Source organism: Pukyongia salina (assembly GCF_002966125.1).
Taxonomy (GTDB): Bacteria; Bacteroidota; Bacteroidia; order Flavobacteriales; family Flavobacteriaceae; genus Pukyongia; species Pukyongia salina.
The window spans coordinates 1,446,316-1,469,212 of record NZ_CP027062.1; the positions used below are offsets into that span (position 1 = coordinate 1,446,316).

The 22,897-nt window shown below is 42.5% G+C and carries 19 protein-coding genes; 14 read left to right on the forward strand and 5 right to left on the reverse strand.

The genetic code is table 11. The features are described from left to right. Positions 1-8: 8 nt before the first annotated feature. From C5O00_RS06370 to panC, 3 genes are all read right to left on the reverse strand, one after another. A complete protein-coding gene (locus C5O00_RS06370) occupies positions 9-974 on the reverse strand; it encodes a lysylphosphatidylglycerol synthase transmembrane domain-containing protein (RefSeq protein WP_244593039.1) in 966 nt (321 codons plus the stop codon). Between the two features lies 1 nt (position 975). Next, on the reverse strand, positions 976-1,326 hold the full coding sequence (panD, locus tag C5O00_RS06375) for an aspartate 1-decarboxylase (protein ID WP_105215935.1): 351 nt from the start codon (positions 1,324-1,326) through the stop codon (positions 976-978). Positions 1,327-1,406: 80 nt separating this feature from the next. After that, on the reverse strand, positions 1,407-2,255 hold the full coding sequence (gene panC / locus C5O00_RS06380) for a pantoate--beta-alanine ligase (RefSeq protein ID WP_105215937.1): 849 nt from the start codon (positions 2,253-2,255) through the stop codon (positions 1,407-1,409). Between the two features lie 197 nt (positions 2,256-2,452). Here panC and C5O00_RS06385 point away from each other — a divergent pair, with 197 nt between their 5' ends. The 9 genes from C5O00_RS06385 to C5O00_RS06425 all read left to right on the forward strand — a co-directional run bounded on the left by C5O00_RS06385 (position 2,453) and on the right by C5O00_RS06425 (position 14,883). Continuing rightward, entirely contained in the window at positions 2,453-3,262 is an 810-nt protein-coding gene (locus C5O00_RS06385) for a glycogen/starch synthase (protein WP_105217588.1), read from the forward strand. A 14-nt stretch (positions 3,263-3,276) separates the two neighbouring features. Then, entirely contained in the window at positions 3,277-4,842 is a 1,566-nt protein-coding gene (bamH, locus tag C5O00_RS06390) for a beta-barrel-assembly machine lipoprotein BamH (RefSeq protein WP_105215939.1), read from the forward strand. A gap of 12 nt (positions 4,843-4,854) precedes the next feature. Next, positions 4,855-6,702 carry a glutamine--fructose-6-phosphate transaminase (isomerizing) gene (glmS, locus tag C5O00_RS06395; RefSeq protein ID WP_105215941.1) on the forward strand — a complete coding sequence of 616 codons (1,848 nt, stop codon included), beginning with the start codon at positions 4,855-4,857 and terminating at the stop codon, positions 6,700-6,702. 62 nt (positions 6,703-6,764) lie between these two features. After that, entirely contained in the window at positions 6,765-7,487 is a 723-nt protein-coding gene (locus C5O00_RS06400; protein WP_105215943.1) for a sulfotransferase-like domain-containing protein, read from the forward strand. 3 nt (positions 7,488-7,490) lie between these two features. Then, on the forward strand, positions 7,491-8,387 hold the full coding sequence (locus C5O00_RS06405) for an aminotransferase class IV (protein WP_105215945.1): 897 nt from the start codon (positions 7,491-7,493) through the stop codon (positions 8,385-8,387). A 169-nt stretch (positions 8,388-8,556) separates the two neighbouring features. Continuing rightward, positions 8,557-11,316 carry a TonB-dependent receptor gene (locus tag C5O00_RS06410; protein ID WP_105215947.1) on the forward strand — a complete coding sequence of 920 codons (2,760 nt, stop codon included), beginning with the start codon at positions 8,557-8,559 and terminating at the stop codon, positions 11,314-11,316. A 10-nt stretch (positions 11,317-11,326) separates the two neighbouring features. Next, complete coding sequence (locus tag C5O00_RS06415; protein ID WP_105215949.1) at positions 11,327-12,829, forward strand: SGNH/GDSL hydrolase family protein; 1,503 nt, start codon at positions 11,327-11,329, stop codon at positions 12,827-12,829. 245 nt (positions 12,830-13,074) lie between these two features. Further along, positions 13,075-14,580 carry a F0F1 ATP synthase subunit beta gene (gene atpD, locus C5O00_RS06420; protein ID WP_105215951.1) on the forward strand — a complete coding sequence of 502 codons (1,506 nt, stop codon included), beginning with the start codon at positions 13,075-13,077 and terminating at the stop codon, positions 14,578-14,580. A 24-nt stretch (positions 14,581-14,604) separates the two neighbouring features. Then, on the forward strand, positions 14,605-14,883 hold the full coding sequence (locus C5O00_RS06425; protein ID WP_105215953.1) for a FoF1 ATP synthase subunit delta/epsilon: 279 nt from the start codon (positions 14,605-14,607) through the stop codon (positions 14,881-14,883). 157 nt (positions 14,884-15,040) lie between these two features. Here the strand turns inward: C5O00_RS06425 and C5O00_RS06430 are convergent, their stop codons facing one another. Continuing rightward, on the reverse strand, positions 15,041-15,568 hold the full coding sequence (locus C5O00_RS06430) for a GNAT family N-acetyltransferase (RefSeq protein ID WP_105215955.1): 528 nt from the start codon (positions 15,566-15,568) through the stop codon (positions 15,041-15,043). Between the two features lie 129 nt (positions 15,569-15,697). Next, positions 15,698-17,248 (reverse strand): glycerol-3-phosphate dehydrogenase/oxidase, encoded by a 1,551-nt coding sequence (locus C5O00_RS06435; protein WP_105217589.1) that lies wholly within the window; start codon positions 17,246-17,248, stop codon positions 15,698-15,700. A gap of 162 nt (positions 17,249-17,410) precedes the next feature. Between C5O00_RS06435 and bioF the strand changes: the two genes are divergently transcribed. From bioF to bioB, 5 genes are all read left to right on the forward strand, one after another. Beyond that, positions 17,411-18,556 carry an 8-amino-7-oxononanoate synthase gene (gene bioF, locus C5O00_RS06440; protein WP_105215957.1) on the forward strand — a complete coding sequence of 382 codons (1,146 nt, stop codon included), beginning with the start codon at positions 17,411-17,413 and terminating at the stop codon, positions 18,554-18,556. Beyond that, on the forward strand, positions 18,553-19,179 hold the full coding sequence (bioD, locus tag C5O00_RS06445) for a dethiobiotin synthase (RefSeq protein ID WP_105215959.1): 627 nt from the start codon (positions 18,553-18,555) through the stop codon (positions 19,177-19,179). The genes bioF and bioD overlap by 4 nt, the downstream gene beginning before the upstream one ends. Beyond that, entirely contained in the window at positions 19,179-20,447 is a 1,269-nt protein-coding gene (gene bioA / locus C5O00_RS06450; RefSeq protein ID WP_105215961.1) for an adenosylmethionine--8-amino-7-oxononanoate transaminase, read from the forward strand. Before bioD ends, bioA begins: the two co-directional genes overlap by 1 nt. A gap of 162 nt (positions 20,448-20,609) precedes the next feature. After that, complete coding sequence (locus tag C5O00_RS06455; RefSeq protein ID WP_105215963.1) at positions 20,610-21,764, forward strand: beta-ketoacyl synthase N-terminal-like domain-containing protein; 1,155 nt, start codon at positions 20,610-20,612, stop codon at positions 21,762-21,764. A gap of 33 nt (positions 21,765-21,797) precedes the next feature. Next, on the forward strand, positions 21,798-22,889 hold the full coding sequence (bioB, locus tag C5O00_RS06460; protein ID WP_105215965.1) for a biotin synthase BioB: 1,092 nt from the start codon (positions 21,798-21,800) through the stop codon (positions 22,887-22,889). Positions 22,890-22,897 lie beyond the last annotated feature (8 nt).

The window sequence follows — 22,897 nt, forward strand, 5'->3', positions numbered from 1 at the left end:
ACAAATTCTTAGATCTTGTTTCGATTGTATAGTGGCAACAGTATAAAGGACAATACTCCGAAGAACAAAATAGAAATTATATTCGATGTCCATACGATAACCCCAAGGGCCAGCCCCACAGATTTTGCTATGCCAAAGATGAGCAAAATACCCATGATTGCTGCCGGGTAGGTGCCAAAACCGCTATTAGTAAAGGCAAATGTGAAACTTCCCACTACAAAAGTGATTATCACGATCCCAGCCGAAATGCCCGAGGTTTCTTCCAGTGCCAGGGTAGCCGTGTAAAAGGCAGCAATGTAAAGCCCCCAGATTATTAGACTGTAGAGGATAAACAAGCCTTTTTTCTTCATTTTCACTATGCTAAACAGTCCTTCTTTTAGGCCGTCAACAAATCCCTTTAATTTCATTGCAAAGGCACCCCTGGAATTTTTCAGATACAGAAGGAAAACAGTTCCAAGGACGGTAAGAGAGCCCAGTGCAATAAGAATCTTTTTTAACGGGATACTCTCGGTGATATAAGAATAAAGTGCATCAAATTGTAGAACTAAGGCTATTATAGTGAAGACCAGTAGCAGTAACAGGTCGATCACCCGTTCGGTAATTATGGTTCCGAAGCCCTTATCGAATGGGACACCTTCATATTTACTAAGTACGACTGCCCGGGAAACCTCACCACTTTTAGGAATAAAGATATTCATGAGATAGGCCACCGAAACGGCCATAAAATTATTTGCGATCCTGGGATGATATCCCAAAGGTTCGAGCATAAAGTTCCAACGGTAGGCACGAAGCAGATGACTTAAAACGCTCAGGAAAACGGAAAGGGCAACTATCCAGTAATTTGCCTCCTCAAAATGCCTGTAAGTTTGTTTAAGTTGCTCGGGTGTAAACAGATTGTATACGTACCAGATGAGGAAAATACCCAACCCAAGAGGGATGGCGATCTGCAGGAATTTTGAAAGGGATTTATTCAAGTTATACGAGTAAATTGTTCTCCTCGTTTGGGAAAACAAGTGCTGGTTTGAACTTTTTGGCCTCCTCAACACTCATAATGGCATAGGTGATTAGAATAAGTACATCGCCGGGGGCAACTTTACGCGCTGCAGCACCATTGAGTGTTATTTCGCCGCTGTTCCGCTGGCCAGGTATAGCATAGGTTTCAAGTCGTTCACCATTGTTGTTGTTGACGATCTGAATTTTTTCTCCTTCCACAATATTCGCAGCATCCATAAGATCTTCATCTATGGTAATACTACCAATATAATTAAGGTCGGCACCAGTGACTTTAACTCTGTGAATTTTGGATTTTACTACATGTATTTGCATGCTGCAAAGATACTAATTATGATTTTAGAAAAATAAATTATGAAATCGGAAATTCTTCAGATCGATATAATCTCTGCGAATCAGTTTAGGGGAACATTGTCTATTAAACGCACGTTTCCACAATGAACAGCTATAAATGCCCTGTAATTGTTGGCTTTCATTTTGTGTTTCGCGGGTACGAGTGTTTGTTCGTTGGCGATCTCGAAATATTCCAATTTCAAATATTCATTCTGCAAAAACTGTTCCTTTACAAATTCGTTGATCTTTTTTATGGAAGTGGCAGAAAATTTTCTTTTTACTTTCTGAAGCGTTTTAAAGATAAAGGCTGCCTCTTCAAATTCTTTTTCTGAAAGCCTTTTATTTCGCGAACTCATGGCGAGTCCGTTCTTTTCACGTACGATGGGGCAGCCAACGATCTCTACCGGTATTTGTTGCAATTCTACCAGCTTGCGAACGATCTGCAACTGCTGAAAGTCCTTTTCTCCGAAGTATGCTTTGTTGGGCATAACAATTTCAAAAAGGATACTAAGAATGGTGCCAACCCCATCAAAATGTCCCTTTCGTTGTGCCCCTTCCATTTGGTGTTCCAGCCCGTCATATTTAAAGTGCTTCGATGCTACCTTCTCCCCATAGATATCTTCATTGCCAGGTACGTATAAAAGAATATCACCAGACACCTGTTGTAATAACTCCTTGTCGTTGTCAAGTAATCTGGGGTATTTTCTAAGATCTTCCTTATTGTCAAATTGAGTTGGATTTACATATATACTTACCACCACGCTGTCGTTTTCTTTTAGGGCCTTTTCCACGAGGGAGAGATGACCGCGATGTAAGGCTCCCATGGTTGGAACAAAACCAATCTTTTTATTCTGTTTTCTTCGTGGAAGTAGGTCGGATGAAAGCGAATCTTTGTCGGTGTGTACGACCATAGGAATATATTAGAGCCAGTAAAATTAATATATTGACGCCAATCTTCATAAAATTTCGTAATTTTGCGTGTTTTTAAGAGCAACACCAATAAAGCAGCATTTTTCTTGTAATTCCTTATTCGTACACGCTTACGGCATCAATCGTGATCTAAAGTACGGATAACCTGTAGAAAGTGCCATAAACAAAAGAATCAATGATGAAAGATAAGAGAGTCTTGTATGTGTCTTCTGAAGTTATACCTTATTTACCGGAGACCGAGATTTCTTCCATGTCGTTTGAAGCTCCTCGTATTGTGAATAACAATGGAGGTCAAATTCGAATTTTTATGCCGCGATACGGCAATATCAACGAGCGGCGACACCAATTGCACGAGGTTATTCGTCTGTCTGGGATGAATCTCATGATCAACGATCTGGATATGCCGCTAATTATAAAAGTTGCTTCCATTCCGAAGGAACGCATGCAGGTGTATTTTATCGATAATGACGAATATTTCAAAAGAAAGGCTACCTATACCGATGAGGATGGTAATTTCTTTGAAGACAACGATGAGCGTGCTATATTCTTTGCTAAGGGAGTGATAGAAACAGTAAAGAAACTCAACTGGTCACCGGATATCATACATGTACACGGATGGCTGGCTTCTTTCCTGCCATTATATCTTCAGAAATATTATGAGAACGAACCTTTATTCGAAAATAGTAAAATAGTTACCTCGGTATACAATCAGGGCTTCGATGGAACGTTACAGGATAACGTTATGGATAAGATCAGGTTCGACGGAATTGCCGAGGAGCATATTGAACGTTTAAAGGAACCAAATTACGTGAACATGATGAAGATTGCTGTAGATAATTCGGATGCGATCATAGTTGGTTCCGAAGAAATTCCCGAAGAGCTTACCGCTTATCTTAACGATGTCAAAAAACCTGTGTTAAAGTATCATAAAATTGACGAGATAGAATCGGCATATATAGATTTTTACCAGTCTCAGGTATTGGGATAAATACAAGTATTTTTATGAAGATCAAATACACATTGCCAAAAGCATTGGCAATTTTCGCAATAATAATCGCCTTTGCCTCTTGCGAAGAAGACTTTAACACGATTGGGGTCGATATTATTGGCAACGAAACCTTTAAATCTAAATTTACCGATAGCCTATCCGTGCTGGCCTACAGCCGAAAGTTACTTCCTGTACAAACCAACGGGCTGCCGGTGTTTCAATTAGGCGTTTATAACGATCCGGTTTACGGTAAAAGAACGGTGAACTTCCTCAGCCAGGTTACCATGGATGTGAATGAGCCCGATTTCGAGATAAACCCTAGGGCAGATAGCGTGGTACTTTTCCTGCCATTTTTCAGCACCCAGATCACAGACGATAATGATGTAATCACTTACGAACTCGATTCGGTTTACGGAAATTCTCCTATCGATATCAAGATATACGAGTCTAACTTTTTTCTACGGGACTTCGACCCAAATACCGGATTTCAGGAAGCTCAGAAATATTATGCCAATCAGCAGCAATTGTTCGAATCTTTTAAAGGAGAACTTATTCATACCATTGAAGATTTTGTACCCAGCGACGAGCCTTTTAAAGTAAACGATACGATCTCATTCATACCCGGGTTGCGAGCAAAGCTTCCCACCGACTTTTTCCAGGAAAAGATCCTTAATATGAGCGGTTCTATCGAGTTGCTGAACAATAGTAATTTCAGGGATTATTTCCGTGGTTTGTATTTTCAGGTGGAATCTGATACGGATGATGGGAATTTATTTATGATCAACCTGGAGGAGGCCAGTCTTACAGTTTATTATGAATTTCAAACCGAAGGTGGAAATGTAATTGGGACCGGGCAAACCGGGGCAGATCCCGTTGAGCGATTCAACGGGGAATTTGCGATGTCCTTCGACGCCATTAGCGTGAATACATACCAAAATACCTTGCCTGCGGATCTTGCTGAAGAACTTTCGAACCCTAATCTGGATGAAGGAGCCGAAACCCTCTATGTAAGAGGGGGTGATGGTATTATATCGGTGATCGAACTGTTTGGACCCGATCTGGATGATAACGGGGTGGCAGACGAACTTGAAGATCTAAGAAACGAAGGATGGATCATTAATGAGGCAAATCTTATATTTTATGTAGATCAGGATAAAGTGACCGGGGGAGAGCTGGAACCGGAGCGACTTATCATTTACGATTTAAAGAATAGCTCCGTACTTGCAGACTTTACCTTGGATATAACCTCCAATCTCGACCCTGTTGATGCACTAAATGTACATCTTGGTCGCCTGGAACGTGGAAGTGACGACAATGGTAAATATTATAAACTTCGAATCACTAATCACTTGAGTAACCTTATCAACAAGGATTCTACAAACGTACCTTTGGGAGTTATCGTTACACAGAATGTATTGGAAACCGGTTTCCAGGATCTTGAAAATATTCAGGCGCCCGGTATCGAAGAAGTACCTGCCGCAAGTGTGGTATCACATGAGGGCACCGTTTTGCACGGTAACAGATCTAATGATCTTTCGAAAAGATTAAAGCTCCAAATTTATTATACCGAACCTGAATAAACTTAAATTTCTATGTGTGGTATCGTTGGTTATATTGGAAAAAGAGAAGCTTATCCTATCATTATTAACGGCCTGAAACGACTGGAATACCGCGGCTATGACAGTGCCGGGATTGCTTTGTTCGACGGCTCCGAAATTCAACTTTCCAAGACCAAAGGGAAGGTCTCCGATCTCGAAGAACGAATTGGAAGAGAGATCACTACCCATGGTAAATTAGGTATTGGCCATACACGTTGGGCAACCCACGGGGTTCCTAACGATATTAATTCTCACCCTCATTATTCTAACAGCGGGGATCTTGTGATCATTCATAACGGGATCATCGAGAACTACGCTTCCATTAAAAAGGAGTTGGAAAATCGCGGTTATACGTTCAAATCGGATACAGACACAGAAGTACTTGTAAATCTCATTGAGGAGGTTAAAAAGAAGGAGAAGGTAAAACTTGGAAAGGCGGTACAGATCGCTTTAAACCAGGTGGTAGGAGCCTATGCCATCGCATTGTTCGATAGAAAGAAACCGGACGAGATCGTGGTAGCCAAGCTTGGAAGTCCCCTCGCAATTGGAATTGGTGAAGACGAATTTTTTGTTGCCAGCGATGCATCTCCGTTCATCGAATTCACCAATAATGCGATCTATCTTGAGGATGAAGAAATGGCGATCATTCGCCTTGGCAGAGAGGTAAGGGTTCGCAAGATCAAGGACGATAAATTAGTGGCTCCATATATTCAGGAACTGCAATTAAATCTGGAACAGATAGAAAAAGGCGGATACGAGCATTTTATGCTGAAGGAGATATACGAGCAGCCCACGGTTATTAAAGATACCTATAGAGGAAGGCTTTTGGCCGACCAGGGAATTGTAAAACTCGGCGGGCTGGAAGATCATATTGGAAAATTTAAAAATGCCAATCGTATCATTATAGTTGCCTGCGGAACCTCATGGCATGCCGGGCTCGTTGCCGAATATATTTTCGAAGATCTTGCCCGTATCCCTGTGGAGGTAGAATACGCTTCCGAATTTAGATACAGAAATCCTATCATCAATGAAAAAGATGTGGTTATAGCGATTTCTCAAAGTGGTGAAACAGCCGATACACTCGCTGCTATAAAACTCGCAAAACAAAAAGGTGCCTTTGTCTACGGAATATGTAATGTGGTAGGGTCTACCATTTCACGCGAAACGCATAGTGGCACATACACCCACGCAGGACCGGAGATAGGCGTTGCCTCTACCAAGGCATTTACTACCCAGATCACCGTTCTTATGATGATCGCCTTGCGCATTGCAAAAGAAAAAGGAACGATCTCCGAGAGGGATTTCATGTTGCATTTAAGAGAGTTGGAAATGATCCCCGATCACGTGGCGGAGGCGCTCAAGAGTGATGAAAAGATTAGGGAGATCGCCGAAGTATTTATGGATGCCTCCAATTTTCTATACCTGGGAAGAGGTTACAATTTCCCGGTTGCACTTGAAGGTGCACTGAAACTTAAAGAGATATCCTATATACATGCCGAAGGATATCCCGCTGCCGAGATGAAACATGGCCCGATTGCCCTTATCGACGAGCAGATGCCGGTTGTAGTGATCGCAGTGAATAGTAACCATTACGAAAAAGTGGTGAGCAATATCGAGGAGATAAAAGCTCGTCATGGAAAGATCATCGCTGTTGTTACCGAAGGAGATACCACTGTTAAGAATCTTGCCGACTATATCATGGAAGTGCCAAAAACGCCTGAGGCGTTAAGTCCGCTTGTAACTACCATCCCATTACAATTATTGTCATATCATATAGCAGTAATGTTAGGCAGAAATGTGGACCAGCCGAGAAACCTGGCAAAGTCGGTAACCGTTGAGTAATTTGGTTATTTCCTAGACGTATTCCTTTCCTAAATTCCTGAATTTTTTGATACCTTTATTTTATGAAGGTAATCAACCTGATCTCGGGTCCCAGAAATATATCTACCGCATTGATGTATTCCTTTGCGCAACGAAAGGATTTTGTAGTAATAGACGAACCTTTTTATGGTTACTATTTAAAACAGGCCAACCTGGCGATCAATCACCCTTCACATTTCGATATAATAGCCGCAATGGATTGTGAGGAGCGCAATGTGGTTGAAAGCATAGAAGAGCTTGCCAAAACACAGCATGTGTTCATAAAAGGCATGGCTCATCATTTTCTTTCTGAAGAGCCAGCCTATCTAAAGAATTGGCAAAATGTTTTTTTAATAAGGCACCCCCGGAAATTGATCTCTTCCTTTGCTAAAGTTATCTCCAATCCAACCCTGAATGACATTGGGATTAAGAAATCCTTCGAACTGGTGAAATATTTAGAGCAAAATAATAAGGACATAGTTGTGATCGATAGCGACGAGTTAATGATCCACCCGGAGAATTACCTGAAAGAATTATGCGGAATTCTCGATATCCCATTTTACAACTCCATGTTATCGTGGGAACAAGGGGGAATACCCGAAGACGGGATCTGGGCGAAACACTGGTATGCTAATGTTCATAAAACAACCGGTTTCAAAGTGCAACAGAAGCAACCGGTACAGGTCCCGCCGCATTTGGGTCCGTTATTGGCCGAGGCGCTTCCGTACTATGAAAGTCTTACACCCTATATCTTAAAAAACAAATAAACTATGCTTCAACACTTCGATCAGCGAAATGCAGATATCCAGGTATTTATAAAAGACAGGCTCTATCCCAGGTCCGAAGCAAAAGTTTCGGTATTTGACAGCTCAGTACAGGGAGGCGATGCTGTATGGGAGGGGTTAAGGGTCTATCCTGAAGGAATAGTTTGTCTTGAAAAACATCTGGAGCGATTACATCAATCTGCCAAGACCCTGGCATTTACTGATATACCATCCAAGTCTTTCATTAGGGATGCGATAAAACAGACGCTCGAAGCGAATAAAATGACAAACGATACCCATATCAGGCTCACATTAACTCGCGGGGAAAAGATAACAAGCGGGATGGATCCCAGATTAAACCAAAATGGTAGTTGCCTCATAGTTTTAGCCGAATGGAAACCGCTCGTATACGACAATGCCGGAGGAATAAAAGTAATAAGTAGTAGTCAGCGTAGAAATGGGCCGCAATACCTGGATAGTAAGATCCATCACAATAACCTGCTTAATAATATATTGGCGAAGATCCAGGCCAATATTGCAGGTAAGGACGCCGGACTTATGCTGGATGAGCGCGGTTTTGTTGCAGAGCTTAATGGAAGTAACTTGTTTATGGTGAAAGGGGAAGCGGTCTTTACCCCGTACGCCAATGCCTGTTTACCAGGTATTACCAGGGATACAGTGATCTCATTATGCAAGCAGCACGGTATTGCTATCTATGAAGCAGACCTCTCTCTTTCTCAATTTATAAATGCAGATGGTGTTTTTGCCACTGGTACAATGGGGGAACTAACGCCTGTGATCGAAATAGACGGAAGGCAAATTTCGAAGCAAAATGAATTAATGGAAAAGATTAGGAACATTTTTAGTGATTCGATTCGAAATTTATGCGAACCCCTTATATAAGAATGCTAATATTATGTGAATGAATATATTATGCATGAATAATAGTTTTCCATATTATTAAATTGAAGAGTTTTAAATATAAAATCGTTAAAAAAACCCCTGTTTTCTTAAGAACATGCTAAATTTATCTATATATTTAGCCGAATTTACTAATTAACATTTTACTAATATGAAGGCAATTATAGCTTTATTTTGCTTGTGTTTGAGTACAATTACTTTTGCGCAAACCGATATCAGCGGTAAGGTGGTCGATGAATCTGCGGAACCCATTTTGGGAGCCAATGTGATTGTTGTTGGAACCGGAACGGGTACCGCAACAGATTTCGACGGAAATTTTACCCTCAGAGTGGACCAGTCTCCGCCATTTACCGTACAGATTTCGAGCATTGGTTTCGAATCTCAAAATGTCGAAATAACAACCAATAATCAGGTTGTAAATATCACCCTAGCCGAGGGGTCTGTATTGGATGAAGTTGTAATCTCGGCTTCAAGAACTCCCGAACGTATCTTTGAATCTCCGGTAACAGTGGAAAGATTTGATATTCAGGATATCAAATACACTGCAAGTGCAGATTTTTACGACGGTATCGAACAAATAAAAGGAGTAGATATCAACACCAGTAGTTTAACGTTCAAATCGGTGAATACGAGAGGTTTCGCCACTATTGCAAATGAGCGTTTTGTACAGCTGGTAGACGGAATGGATAACAGTTCTCCGGCTCTTAACTTCGTTTTGGGTAATCTTTTAGGAATGACCGAATTAGATGTTAATAGTATTGAACTACTTCCCGGGGCATCTTCGGCACTTTATGGGGCCAACGCCTTTAACGGGATCTTGTTCATGACGAGTAAAAATCCTTTCGACCACCAGGGAATCAGTGCCTATTATAAGCGTGGAATAACCTCACAGATCGCCGCAGGTGATAACGAATTCTATGACATGGGGATTCGGGCAGCACATGCCTTTTCGCCAAAATTTGCGGGAAAAGTGAACCTGGCTATCATGAATGGAACAGATTGGTTCGCGACCAATGAAGTGGACGCAGTAAATCCTGGTAGAACGAGAGAACACCCTGGATATGACGGGTTAAATGTTTACGGGGATGAAGTTGCGACCAACATTAGAGGAGTTGGGGTGACCCTGGCAAACTTGGGCTTGATTCCTCCGGGCGCCGAAAATCTTCTACCTAATGACATCGTTAGTAGAACAGGTTATTCAGAAAGAGACTTAACAAACTATAATGCGGAAAGTGTAAAATTTGATGCTGCCCTACATTTCAGACCTTGGGAAAATGACTTCGAGATCATATATGTGGGGAAAGTTGGTGTTGGTTCTACTATCTATCAAGGTGGACAGAGATACGAGATCAAGAATTTTTTCCTTCAGCAGCATAAACTAGAAGTAAAAAGTGATAATTTCTTTATTCGAGGTTATATAACCGACGAAAATGCCGGAGATTCCAATAACATGGGTCTATCTGGGGTGAATGTAAACCGTGCCTGGAAAGACGACTCAACCTGGTTTGGTGAGTATGCAGGAGCTTATATTCAAGCAACTCTAGGAGGGGCAAATTCGGAAATGGCGCACGCTATTGCAAGACAAACCGCCGAAACGGGACGTCTTATACCCGGTACTCCGGAATTCGAAAGAGTTTTAGCACGTGTTAAGGCGGATGCAGATGTGAATACGGGATCCAAACTTCAGGATCAAACACAGCTTTACCATGCCGATGCGAATTACAATTTCAGTCACATCACTAGTGATTTTGCCGATATTCAGGTTGGGGGATCATACAGAAAATACAGGTTGAATTCTTCAGGTACTATCTTTACCGATGGTGACGGACCTATTACATATTCGGAAGTGGGTGCCTATACTCAAATTCAGAAGAAACTAGCCGATGATCGTTTAAAATTAACAGGATCTGTGCGTTACGACAAATCCGAATTATTTGATGGTCAATTCACTCCCAGGATAGCCGTAGGTTATACGGCCGGTGCAAATAGAAACCACAACATTAGGGTTTCTTATCAGTCTGCCTTTAGAAACCCAACTACCCAGGATCTATTTATTGGCCTTGATATAGGAAGAGCGATCCTTGTAGGTTCTGCCGAAAGCAATCTGGACAGAGATGTTCGAACTTTTCCATTAAGTGGAGGAGGTCAGCAGGCTACGGGATCCAGTACGGCAACTATAGCAGGACGAGCCGCATATGAAAACTCGTTTTCGGCCAGCTCTGTAACAAACGGTACTCCGGAAGTCGCAAATATCAACCTGGTGAAACCAGAAGAAGCAGATGTGTACGAAATAGGATATCGTGGAAAGATCTTCAATTTTATTATTGATGCCAGCGCACACTACAGTCAGTATACCAATTTTATTTCCAATGAAAATGTTATCGTACCCTTGTACGGAACAGCAGGAGATGGATCGCTGTCATTACTGGCTCTACAAAATGGTGATTTCAAGGTATACCAAACGTATACTAATGCCGACGTAGATGTGAAAGGCTTTGGAGGTTCTATTGGTGTTAGTACTAAGATCATTCAGAAGATCAATCTGGGTGTGAACTATACTTATGCAGAACAGGATTTCGATCAGGCCGGGAATCCGGATTTCAGAACAAATTTCAATACCCCAATGCACAAAGTAAAGGCATCGTTGAGATATACGGATCTTTTCCCAAATTTTGGATTTGGTGTTAATGCTAGATGGAGTGATGAGTATTTCTGGCAAGCTGGTTTTGGTGATGGGATCGTTCCCTCATATACAGTCTTGGATGCACAGGTGAACTACAAGATTCCGAAGTTGAAAACCATGTTGAAAATTGGAGCCACTAATTTGTTAAACGACGAGTATTTTACCGCGTTTGGGGCACCAAATATTGGGGCACAGTACTATGCTTCTCTTATTATTAACAACCTTTAAAATTTAGTCTATGAAAAATTTATATAAAAATAGATTTCTACTGCTTCCGGTTCTGGGAATGTTACTCCTTGCCGGTTGTGAGAATGACGATATCCCGGTTGTTGAAGAAGAACCGGTAGTGCCTTTGGTGGCCGGATCGGCAAATGTCTCGAATTATGTTGCCGTGGGGAATTCACTTACCGCTGGATTCACAGACGGAGCATTGTTTATACTGGGGCAGGAAAACTCTTTCCCTAACCTGTTGTCGCAAAAATTTGCAATGATAGGCGGAGGTGCTTTCACACAACCGTTAATGAACGATAACATAGGTGGCGCCTTACTGGGTGGGGTACAGATCCTGGGACCACGATTATATTTCGATGGTGCGGGGCCGGCTCCTCTCAATCAGACACCAACCACAGAGATATCAAATATCCAGGCCGGACCCTATAATAATATGGGAGTTCCCGGAGCTAAAAGTTTCCATCTCCTTGCCAATGGTTATGGTAATTTAGCCGGGGTGCAGGCAGGTTTGGCTAATCCGTACTTTGTACGAATGGCCTCAAATCCTAACGCTTCTATGCTGGAAGATGCTGCCTCTCAAAATGCGTCATTCTATTCATTGTGGATAGGAAATAATGATGTTTTAAGCTACGCCACATCAGGTGGTGCCGGAACAGATCAAACCGGGAATCCGGATCCTTCTACCTATGGTCCTAATGATATTACAGATCCTACTGCTTTTGCCGGGATCTATAATGCTATACTCGGGACTTTGGCCGGGAACGGTGCACAGGGAGTCGTGCTCAACATTCCTTATGTGTACACCATTCCTTACTTTACTACGGTACCTTTTAATCCCGTACCGGTTGATGCTGCAACAGCAGCGTTGGTGAATGGTGGATATGCACCGTACAATGCCGGATTACAACAAGCGCTTGGAGCAGGGTTGATCTCACCAGAAGAAGCTGCTGCCAGAACGATTAATTTCGTAGAAGGACAAAATGCGGTAGTGATCGAAGATGAATATCTCACCGACCTTTCAGGATTGGGACTGCCTAACTACAGGCAGGCAACAGCAGAGGATCTACCTACCTTGCTAAGTGCTTCCTTTATTGGTACGCTTGTAGGAGGAAATCCAACTCTTATAAACGGAGTTACAGTTCCGTTGTCAGATCAGTGGGTACTCACCGCAGATGAAGTTGCAGAAGTTACAGTTGCAACCGATGCGTTCAACGCTGTCATTGCTTCAGCTGCTAGTTCAAATGGGGCAATACTTATCGACGCAAATGCGCTTATGCAGCAGATCTTCGATACCGGAATCTCTTTCGATGAATTCGAACTGAACGGTAGTCTTGTCTTTGGTGGTACATTCTCCCTGGACGGAGTTCATCCAACAGCAAGAGGAAATGCTTTCGTTGCCAACCAGATCCTGTTAGCCATGGATCAGGCCTTCGGAACTAATTTCGAAGCCGCCGGAGAGTTATTTAAGGCAGCCGACTTTACCACACTTTACCCCGAGATGTTACCGTAAGCATTTCAGAATAACAAATAGCAAGGCCCTTTCAGAAAAAAAACTGGAAGGGCTTTTTAATTTCTGAAATAATTCACACCATGCGTGAAACCATAATAATAGTGCCCGAACCGTATCATCTTCAGCTCTGCTAAAAAATTAGTGAAATCGATTGCATTTTTAGGTTAGAAAAAACTATCTTTGCACCGTTCTAAAACAGGGTGTTAAGAGCACCCTTATATAACTAAAAAATAAACCTTTAGATAATGTCACAGATTACAGGAAAAGTTGCTCAGATCATCGGCCCGGTAGTAGACGTAGAGTTTGCCAGTGGTGATGAACTTCCGAAGATTTACGATTCACTTGAAGTTGATAACAATGGTACCACTCTGGTACTGGAAGTACAATCACATATTGGTGAGAACACAGTGCGAACTATCTCCATGGATTCTACAGATGGACTAAGCCGTGGTGTTGATGCTATTTCAACAGGAGCGCCTATCCAGATGCCAATTGGTGAAGAAGTTTACGGACGCCTGTTCAACGTAATTGGTGATGCTATCGATGGTATTGGTAACTTGCCTAAAGCGGGTAAGGACGGTCTTCCAATTCACCGTGAAGCTCCTAAATTTGAGGATCTGTCTACATCTACCGAAGTATTATTTACCGGGATCAAGGTAATCGACCTTATCGAGCCTTATGCAAAAGGTGGTAAGATTGGTCTCTTTGGTGGAGCGGGAGTAGGTAAAACTGTACTTATCCAGGAATTGATCAACAATATTGCCAAAGGGCACGGGGGTCTTTCTGTATTCGCAGGAGTAGGAGAAAGAACTCGTGAAGGAAATGACCTGCTTCGTGAGATGCTGGAATCCGGGATTATTAAATACGGAGACGATTTCCTTCATTCTATGGAAGAAGGAGGTTGGGACCTTTCTAAGGTAGATAAAACTGCCATGAAAGAGAGTAAAGCAACTTTCGTATTCGGGCAGATGAACGAACCTCCCGGAGCGCGTGCGCGTGTTGCATTATCCGGACTAACTATTGCAGAGTACTTCCGTGATGGGGCCGGAGACGGACAAGGGAAAGACGTACTTTTCTTCGTAGATAATATATTCCGATTTACCCAGGCAGGATCAGAGGTGTCTGCACTTCTTGGACGTATGCCTTCTGCGGTAGGATACCAACCTACACTGGCAACCGAGATGGGTGCGATGCAGGAACGAATTACTTCTACTAAAAAGGGATCTATTACATCGGTTCAGGCGGTTTACGTACCTGCGGATGACTTAACAGACCCTGCACCGGCAACAACGTTTGCCCACCTGGATGCAACAACAGTACTTTCGCGTAAGATCGCCGAGCTGGGAATCTATCCGGCCGTGGATCCACTGGATTCTACATCGCGAATCTTAACAGCCGATATTCTGGGTAATGAGCATTACGATTGTGCGCAACGTGTAAAAGAGTTGCTACAACGATATAAAGAACTACAGGATATTATTGCTATCCTTGGGATGGAAGAACTTTCTGAAGAAGATAAAATGGCTGTGGGACGTGCACGTCGGGTTCAGCGATTCCTTTCTCAACCTTTCCACGTGGCAGAACAGTTTACAGGAATACCTGGAGTATTAGTAGATATTAAAGATACGATCAAAGGATTTAATATGATCATGGATGGTGAACTTGATCATCTTCCTGAAGCCGCATTCAACCTTAAAGGAACAATTGAAGAGGCTATCGAAGCTGGTGAAAAGATGCTAGCCGAAGCCTAAACTGAACTTTGAATATTTAGAGATATGTACCTAGAAATCGTAACACCGGAAGCATCGTTAGTATCGGGAGAGGTTGAGTCTGTAACCGTACCAGGTGTTGAAGGTCCTTTCCAAATGCTGAACAATCACGCCCCTATAGTTTCATTACTTGATGCCGGGAAAGTGAAGTTCAGAGGGAATCCTACTATTGCCGAAGGATATGAGAATAAGTTCGTGAAGGAACCTGATGGGAAATGGTCTTTAGAGATCAATAGCGGTACAGTAGAACTCAATAATAATAAAGTGATCGTACTGGCAGACTAATTTGCCAACCTACACATCAACAAACCTGATCCCAAATTCCACCTAGGAGTTTGGGATTTTTCTTTGGATTACTTCGTGCGGGATATCTAGCCATTCTCACAAAACCCGATTTTTGCTGATCCCTAAAGTTGTAGTGCCTGGGCACCTTAATCCTAATTTATCGAAGCAGGATAAGATCCCATTCGTGGCCGTCTGAGACATAAGTAGAAATTTTCCTGAATCCGATCGCGTAATGCGCTTCCATGGATCTTGTGTTCTTACTATCTACTTCGGTAATAACACAATCAAACTCTGGACGGATACCCTTTAGCATCTCTTCGTATAGTCTTCTGAAAATTCCCTGTTTCCTGTAATTCTTATCAATACAAATTTGTCCCATCACTATAAAATCGGTTCCCGAGTATCTTTTTTTTATTTCTGAAAACATGGGTCGCAATATGGGGATCTCATCGCCAAATTTAGGATGCATACTAAGCGCATATCCTATTACTTGGTTGTTATCTACTGCTATAAAATGTTTACAGGCAGTATTCATCTGTTCTAGAAGCTCGAAATCGTGCTCCACAGTTACAAATCCTTCTGTTTTCTTTACTTCTGAAGGTATTGAAGCCGGCAGATTTCGTTGTTGTAATTGAAGGATCTGATCTAACTCTGCCCGCGATTCAGCTCTTTTAAAATGCACCATTACATCAAGGATTACGTCTATAGATATAACAAATATAAATTAAGGAAGTTCATTATTTGCAACTATGTACAAACACTTCTGTAGGCCCAACATGTGGGGAAATGGATAAACCTATAGACTTTGCCTATGTTATTTGATAATATATGTATTAGCTAATGAAAGAAAATCCTGCTCTTGCTTATGTGCCCAATGCTTGTCGTATCCAAATTCTTCGGCCATAATTTCAGACACCATTTTACTGGCATACATTGCGGCCCTTGTATCCAATAGTAACAAACGAATTCTTCTTCCCAGGAAATCTTCAACAGTGCGGGCCATTTCAAACCGTATACTCCAGACTATCTGCCCAACAGTATATGGATATTCCGGATGTATTTTGTCCTTATATTCGGGTTTTGAGGCTTCGAACCTGAGATATTTTTCAACCTCCGAACCATAAATAAAAAGGTGGTCATGTCTAATTTCTTCAGCAGGTTTCACGTTTCCGTGTATTGCAATATCCTTTGTTACCGACCTGCTTTTGCGAAACCCATAGGTCTTAATAACTTTATCCACCACGTCTTCGGCCATTTTTCGATAGGTGGTCCATTTACCCCCTATAATACTAACTAGTTGACCACTAACAATTATCTTATGACTGCGGGAAACTTCTTTGGTCTTAACTTCATCTCCCTTCGGCTTGACAAGAGGCCGTAGGCCCGAAAAGATCGATAGGACGTCTTTTCGGCTTGCTTTTTTGCTGAGGTGAAGGTTGATGGTCTCCAAAATAAAATCGATCTCGGTCTCCTGTGCCCGGGGTTCGATCTTTGGCTTTTTAATAAGGGTATCGGTTGTTCCGGCAATTACTTTATCATGCCAGGGGATAACGAACAGCACACGTCCGTCGGAGGTTTTAGGAATCATTATCGCTTTATCGCTGTTAAGAAATGAACGATCCAGAACCAAATGAATACCCTGGCTGGGGACAACTGTTTTCTTGTGGTTGGGATCCTGCATTTTCAGGATCTTGTCTGTAAAGATCCCGGTTGCATTTATCACAACTTTAGCTTTTACAGAATATCTCCTGTCTGTTTCGGTATTTACAGTTGTAACTCCACATACTTTACCCTCATCATTCTTGAGAAGGCTGGTAACTTTCATATAGTTCAAGGCAGTACCTCCGTGTTCTATGGCAGTTTGCGCCAGATTAAGTGCGAGTCTGGCATCATCGAATTGTCCGTCGAAATAAGAAACTCCACTTACAAGCTTATCTCTTTTTAGGGTTGGTAAGTAAGATTGTATTTTGTCTTTATTAACCCGCCTGGAACTTCCCAGGCTTAATTTTTTAGAAAGTAGATCGTAAAATTTAAGTCCGATCACATAGTAATATCCTCCCCACCAGGTGAAGTTTGGGATAATAAATTCCTGTTTCTTAAATAAGTGGCGTGCGTTACGTGCCAGCAGGCCTCTTTCTTCAAGAGCCTCAATCACCAACTTTATATTTCCCTGGGCCAGATAACGTACTCCCCCGTGCAGCAGCTTGGTGCTCTTACTGGAAGTTCCTTTGGCAAAATCATATTGTTCCAAAAGAAGCGTTTTAAACCCTCTCGTTACTGCATCTACCGCTATACCTAAACCGCTGGCTCCACCTCCAATGATGATAAGGTCCCATTCTTCAACTGTTTCCAGTTGCAATAACATTTTGTCTCGGTTTGTCAAGGTAGGTTTGCGTTTTAGTGCAATTTCATTTAAAGCTAGACAAAAAATAAGGATAAAAAAAGGGGTTAGAAACCGGTTGATGTCAAGTGAGTAGTTTTTGATAAAAATGAAGCAATTGTGAGTGCGAGATTGTATTTTTGAACCATGGATAAATTGCCTGAAAAACTACTTAAAAAATTACAAAAAAGGGAAGAAGGGAATGCGCTCAGGCAATTGAATATTACTCATGGTTTAACCGATTTTTCCTCTAACGATTACCTGGGGTTTGCATCCAGTAAATCCATTTCAGACAGAGCATACGAACTTTTAAATGAATACGGCGAACATTTAAATGGTTCAACAGGGTCCCGGCTGTTAACGGGCAACAGCCGGTTGATTGAAACTGCAGAAAGGAGTATTGCAAAAATTCATGACAGCCCTTCCGCTCTTATATTCAATAGTGGTTATGCCGCTAATCTTGGTGTTATAAGCTGCATTCCACAAAGAGGAGATGTGATTCTTTACGATGAACTGGTTCATGCCTCTATAAGAGAAGGAATAGTTCTCAGCCATGCAAAGGTTACAAAATTTGCACATAACGATCTTCAAGATCTAGAGCAAAAGCTAAACCTAATTACTAGAGAGCCCCAGCGGGAATGTTATGTGATCACAGAATCCGTCTTTTCCATGGATGGAGATATACCAGACCTGCAGGCCCTGGTAACTTTGTGCAAGAATTATAACTGTAGACTTATACTCGATGAAGCACATGCCATTGGTTTAACGCAAAAGGGGCTCGTAGTAAGTGAAGGGCTAACAAACCAGGTGTTCGCCAGGGTGGTTACCTTCGGAAAGGCCCTTGGTTGCCATGGAGCCGTGGTGTTGGGTTCGGAGGATCTCAGGGCCTATTTGGTTAATTATGCAAGAAGCTTCATTTATAGTACAGCCTTGTCTCCACATAGCGTGGCCACGATCAAAGCAGCCTATGAACATCTTGATTCTGAAATAGGATTAGAAAATATTCAGAAATTAAATAGTAATATAGCTATATTACGTTCATACATTGAAAAATACAACATCTCGAAGCAATTTTTACCAAGTGATAGCGCCGTTCAGGCTATGCTTATACCGGGAAATGAGAAGGTAAAGGCCATTTCGGAGCGATTATATAAAGATGGGTTTGATGTTCGTCCTATAATGTCGCCCACTGTACCACCCACCAAAGAACGACTACGTATTTGCCTTCATTCTTTTAATACCGAAGCCGAAATAGAAAGCTTAATAAAGTTATTGGCACAAATAACCCTATGAAAACAAACTACTTTATAACAGGAATTTCTACAGAAGTTGGTAAAACCGTAGTTTCGGCCATTGTAACAGAAGCCCTGCAAGCCGATTACTGGAAACCCATTCAGGCCGGGGACCTGCACGATACCGACACCCATAAAGTTAGGCGATGGATCTCAAATAAGAGATCTGTTATACATAGTTCGGCCTATAACCTTAGCACAGCAATGAGCCCGCATGCGGCTGCAGAAATAGATAAGATCAAGATCAAAACATCGGAAACAAAAAGGCCGGTAACCAAAAATTCGCTTGTGATTGAAGGAGCGGGCGGACTTCTGGTCCCGATCAATGCTAAAGAAACGATCATGGATCTTATAAAAAAGGAAGATAAGGTCATCCTGGTTTCGCGACATTATCTTGGGAGTATTAACCATACTTTGTTATCTGTAGAAGCTTTAAAGGCGTATGGGAAGAGCGTCTTCGGAATTATTTTCATTGGCGATGAACACCCTTCTACTGAAAATATCATTGTAAAAATGACAGGAATAACCGTCCTGGGCAGGGTCTCCAAAGAACCGTATATAGACCGGAATGTGATAAGTGAATATGCAGAGATTTTTAGGCCTGTTTTAGAAAAAGAACTGTAATGAAGTTAAGCGAAAGAGATATTGAAAATATATGGCACCCGCTTACCCAGCATCGAACAGCCGGGCCGCCGTTAGTGATTGCCAGGGCGAAAGGATCCTCTCTCTTCGATGAGGAAGGAAACGAATATATAGATGGGATCGCATCGTGGTATACTGCCATGTACGGTCATTGTAACGACACCATCGTAGATGCTGTCACGGCACAAATGAAACAACTCGACCAGATAGTTTTTACAGGGTTTACCCATGAGCCAGCCGTGCGATTATCGGAGAAGCTTCTGGGGATCCTGCCCGAGAACCAGGCTAAGATATTTTTTAACGACAATGGGTCCACTTCGGTGGAGGCGGCTATCAAAATGGCATTGCAATTTCATCACAACAAAAAGGATAAGCGAGATACCATCATTGCTTTCGAAAATGGCTTTCATGGCGATACTTTCGGGGCTATGAGCGCTTCGGGGCTTTCTGTTTATAATGGTCCGTTCGAAGATTTCTTTCTGAAAGTAAAGCGTATTCCGGTGCCAATGGATCATAATGAGGAGGAGGTTATTGGGCTATTAAAGGAGATCATTGAGAACAACGCCTGCGCGGCTTTTGTGTATGAACCTTTAGTGCAGGGAGCGGCAGGAATGAAAATATTTTCGGCAAAAGGACTTGAAAAATTGCTTCAGCTTTGCAAAGAGCATGGGGTGCTATGTATAGCCGATGAAGTGATGACCGGTTTTGGTAAAACAGCTAAGAATTTTGCTTCAGAATATATTAAAACTAACCCCGACATTATCTGTCTTAGCAAGGCTCTAACCGCTGGTTTGGTACCTATGGGGATCACAAGCTGTTCGCTCGAGGTTTTCGATGCGTTTCTCGATGATGATCTGGCGAAGGGATTTTTTCACGCGCATACCTACAGCGCGAATCCACCCGCTTGTGCCGCCGCCATAGCGGGGATAGATCTATTGCATTCCGAAGAAATCCAGGAGGGAATATCTGCTATTAGTAAAGCACATATAGCATTTGCCGAACGTATCAAAAACCATAAAAAAGTTGAGGATGTGCGATATCTGGGGGTTATTCTGGCCGTAGATCTAAAGGTTGAAACATCTAGGTACGGGAAACTTCGGGATAAACTTTACGACCATTTTATGAAATCGGGGGTTTACCTCAGGCCTTTAGGGAATACCATCTATGTACTACCGCCTTATGTGATCAAGCCCGGGCAACTTGATAAAATTTACCAGGCCATTCTTGATAGTCTGGAGCTAATCGATTAAAGGTGTCTCTTTCGGTAAATAGCTGATGATATTAGATTCAGAAATAAATTCCTTCATCATCTCATTGGTCTGAATTTCGTTTCAAAATGTTATTCAATTTTCTTGTGATAAGGGTGGTTTAAGTAAGGCTTAAAACCTATTTTTGCTTCAAAATATTAAAAATTGCAACAACCCATTTCTATTTCCGGGATTAGCTCTGTATCGGCCCTGGGTTCTTCTTCTGAAGCAGTTTGGAACAGCTATATTCTGGGCGCACCCTTGTTTAAGAAGAAGAGAATAGGAGAAGCCCAATACTGGATCTCCGAGATCGATATAAATACCGAAAACTTACTTGATGCCTTAATACGAGATCAACCCGCTTACCGTAAACTGGACCGTAGTGTGCTCCTCGCAATACTATGCGCCAAAGCCGGTTTAAATCCTGAAAATCACTCTGGAAATATAGGGATCAACATAGGGTCTTCGAGAGGGGCGACCTCACTATTTGAAAGTTATCATAAAGAATTCCTGGAGAACGGATCGGTTTCGGCTTTTACATCCCCAACTACTACCCTGGGAAATATTTCGTCCTGGGTGGGACAGGAATTAGGAATAGACGGATTTGCTTCGGGGCATTCGGTTACCTGTTCAACTGCACTCCACGGTTTGCTAAATGGGATAGCCTGGTTACAGGCTGGGATGGCAGATACTTTTGTCGCAGGCGGAAGTGAGGCTGCGTTAACCCCTTTTACTTTAGCGCAGATGCAGGCTCTAAAATTGTATACTACTTCCGAAAACTCCATGGCCTGTGAGTCGATGCGATTTCAGAAGAAAAAAAACAGTATGGTCCTGGGAGAAGGAGCTGCGGTTGCGATACTGGAGAGAGATATTTCTGAAAAAAGCCAGGCTGTGATCACCGGATATGGGTGTGCCACCGAGGCTTTGTCACACAATAGCTCCATTACAGAGAATGCTACCTGCTTTCAGAAATCGATGAAAATGGCACTCGACAATGCAGGGCTCGAAACGGTGGATGCCGTAATCTTACACGCACCCGGTACCGTGAAAGGCGATCTGGCGGAGAAGAATGCAATTGATGCCGTATTTGGCCGGACACTACCTTTATTGACTTCCAATAAATGGATGCTTGGACATACTTTTGGTGCTTCCGGCATGATGAGCCTGGAGATGGCCGTGCTGATGATCGCACATAACACCTTTGTTGAAAACCCGTTTTATGAAAATGCTCGCCACCTCCCTGAAGTATTGAAAACAGTGATGGTAAATGCAGTTGGCTTTGGAGGAAATGCTGTTAGTATTATTATTTCCAAACCTTAATTTTAATGTGTCAATTTGGCTATTTTTGAACTTATGAGCGACCTGAAACACAATTGGACAAAAGAAGAAATACTCGAAATTTATAACAAACCCCTGATGGAATTGCTTTACGATGCAGCGACTATCCATCGGAAACATCACGATCCAAACCAGGTTCAGGTCTCTACTCTGCTCTCTATTAAAACAGGTGGTTGCCCTGAAGATTGTGGCTATTGCCCGCAAGCGGCCCGGTATCATACCGATATTGAAGGGAACGACCTCATGACCGTACAGCATGTAAAAGCCCAGGCATTACGCGCCAAGGCATCCGGTAGTTCCAGGGTGTGTATGGGAGCGGCCTGGAGAAATGTGAAGGATGGAGAAGAATTTGATCGAGTGTTGGAAATGGTCCGCACGATCAATAAGCTTGAAATGGAAGTGTGCTGCACTCTGGGAATGCTCACCGAAAATCAGGCAAAGCGTCTGGCAGAGGCGGGTTTGTATGCATATAATCACAACCTCGATACTTCTGAAGATTATTACAAAGACGTGATCTCTACACGTGCTTTCGAAGACAGACTGGAAACCATTGATAATGTTCGTAAAACTAATGTCACAGTTTGTAGCGGAGGTATTATTGGAATGGGGGAAAGTGTAGAAGACAGAGCCGGGATGCTGGTCGCATTGGCAACTCTCGATCCCCAGCCGGAATCGGTTCCCATTAATGCACTGGTAGCTGTAGAAGGAACTCCAATGGAGGATATGGAGCCGGTTAGTATTTGGGAGATGATTAGAATGGTGGCTACTACCAGGATCGTTATGCCAATGACCCAGGTACGTCTTTCGGCCGGGCGAACTGAAATGAGCAGGGAAGGACAGGCCATGTGTTTCTTTGCAGGTGCCAATTCTATCTTTGCAGGAGACAAATTGCTTACAACGCCAAATCCCGATGTAAATGAGGATATGGAAATGTTTAAACAACTTGGGTTACAACCCCAGGCTCCTTTCGTAAAAAAAGCACAGCCAGCAACTGTGGAAGCAGCCGATTCTGCTTTATCTCCCCAGGGAGAAAAGCCCAAATGGTCCAGGCCGGGACATAAGATCGAGCGCAACGAAGAGGCCAAGTTGAAAGCCAGAGCCAAATAATAAATTGT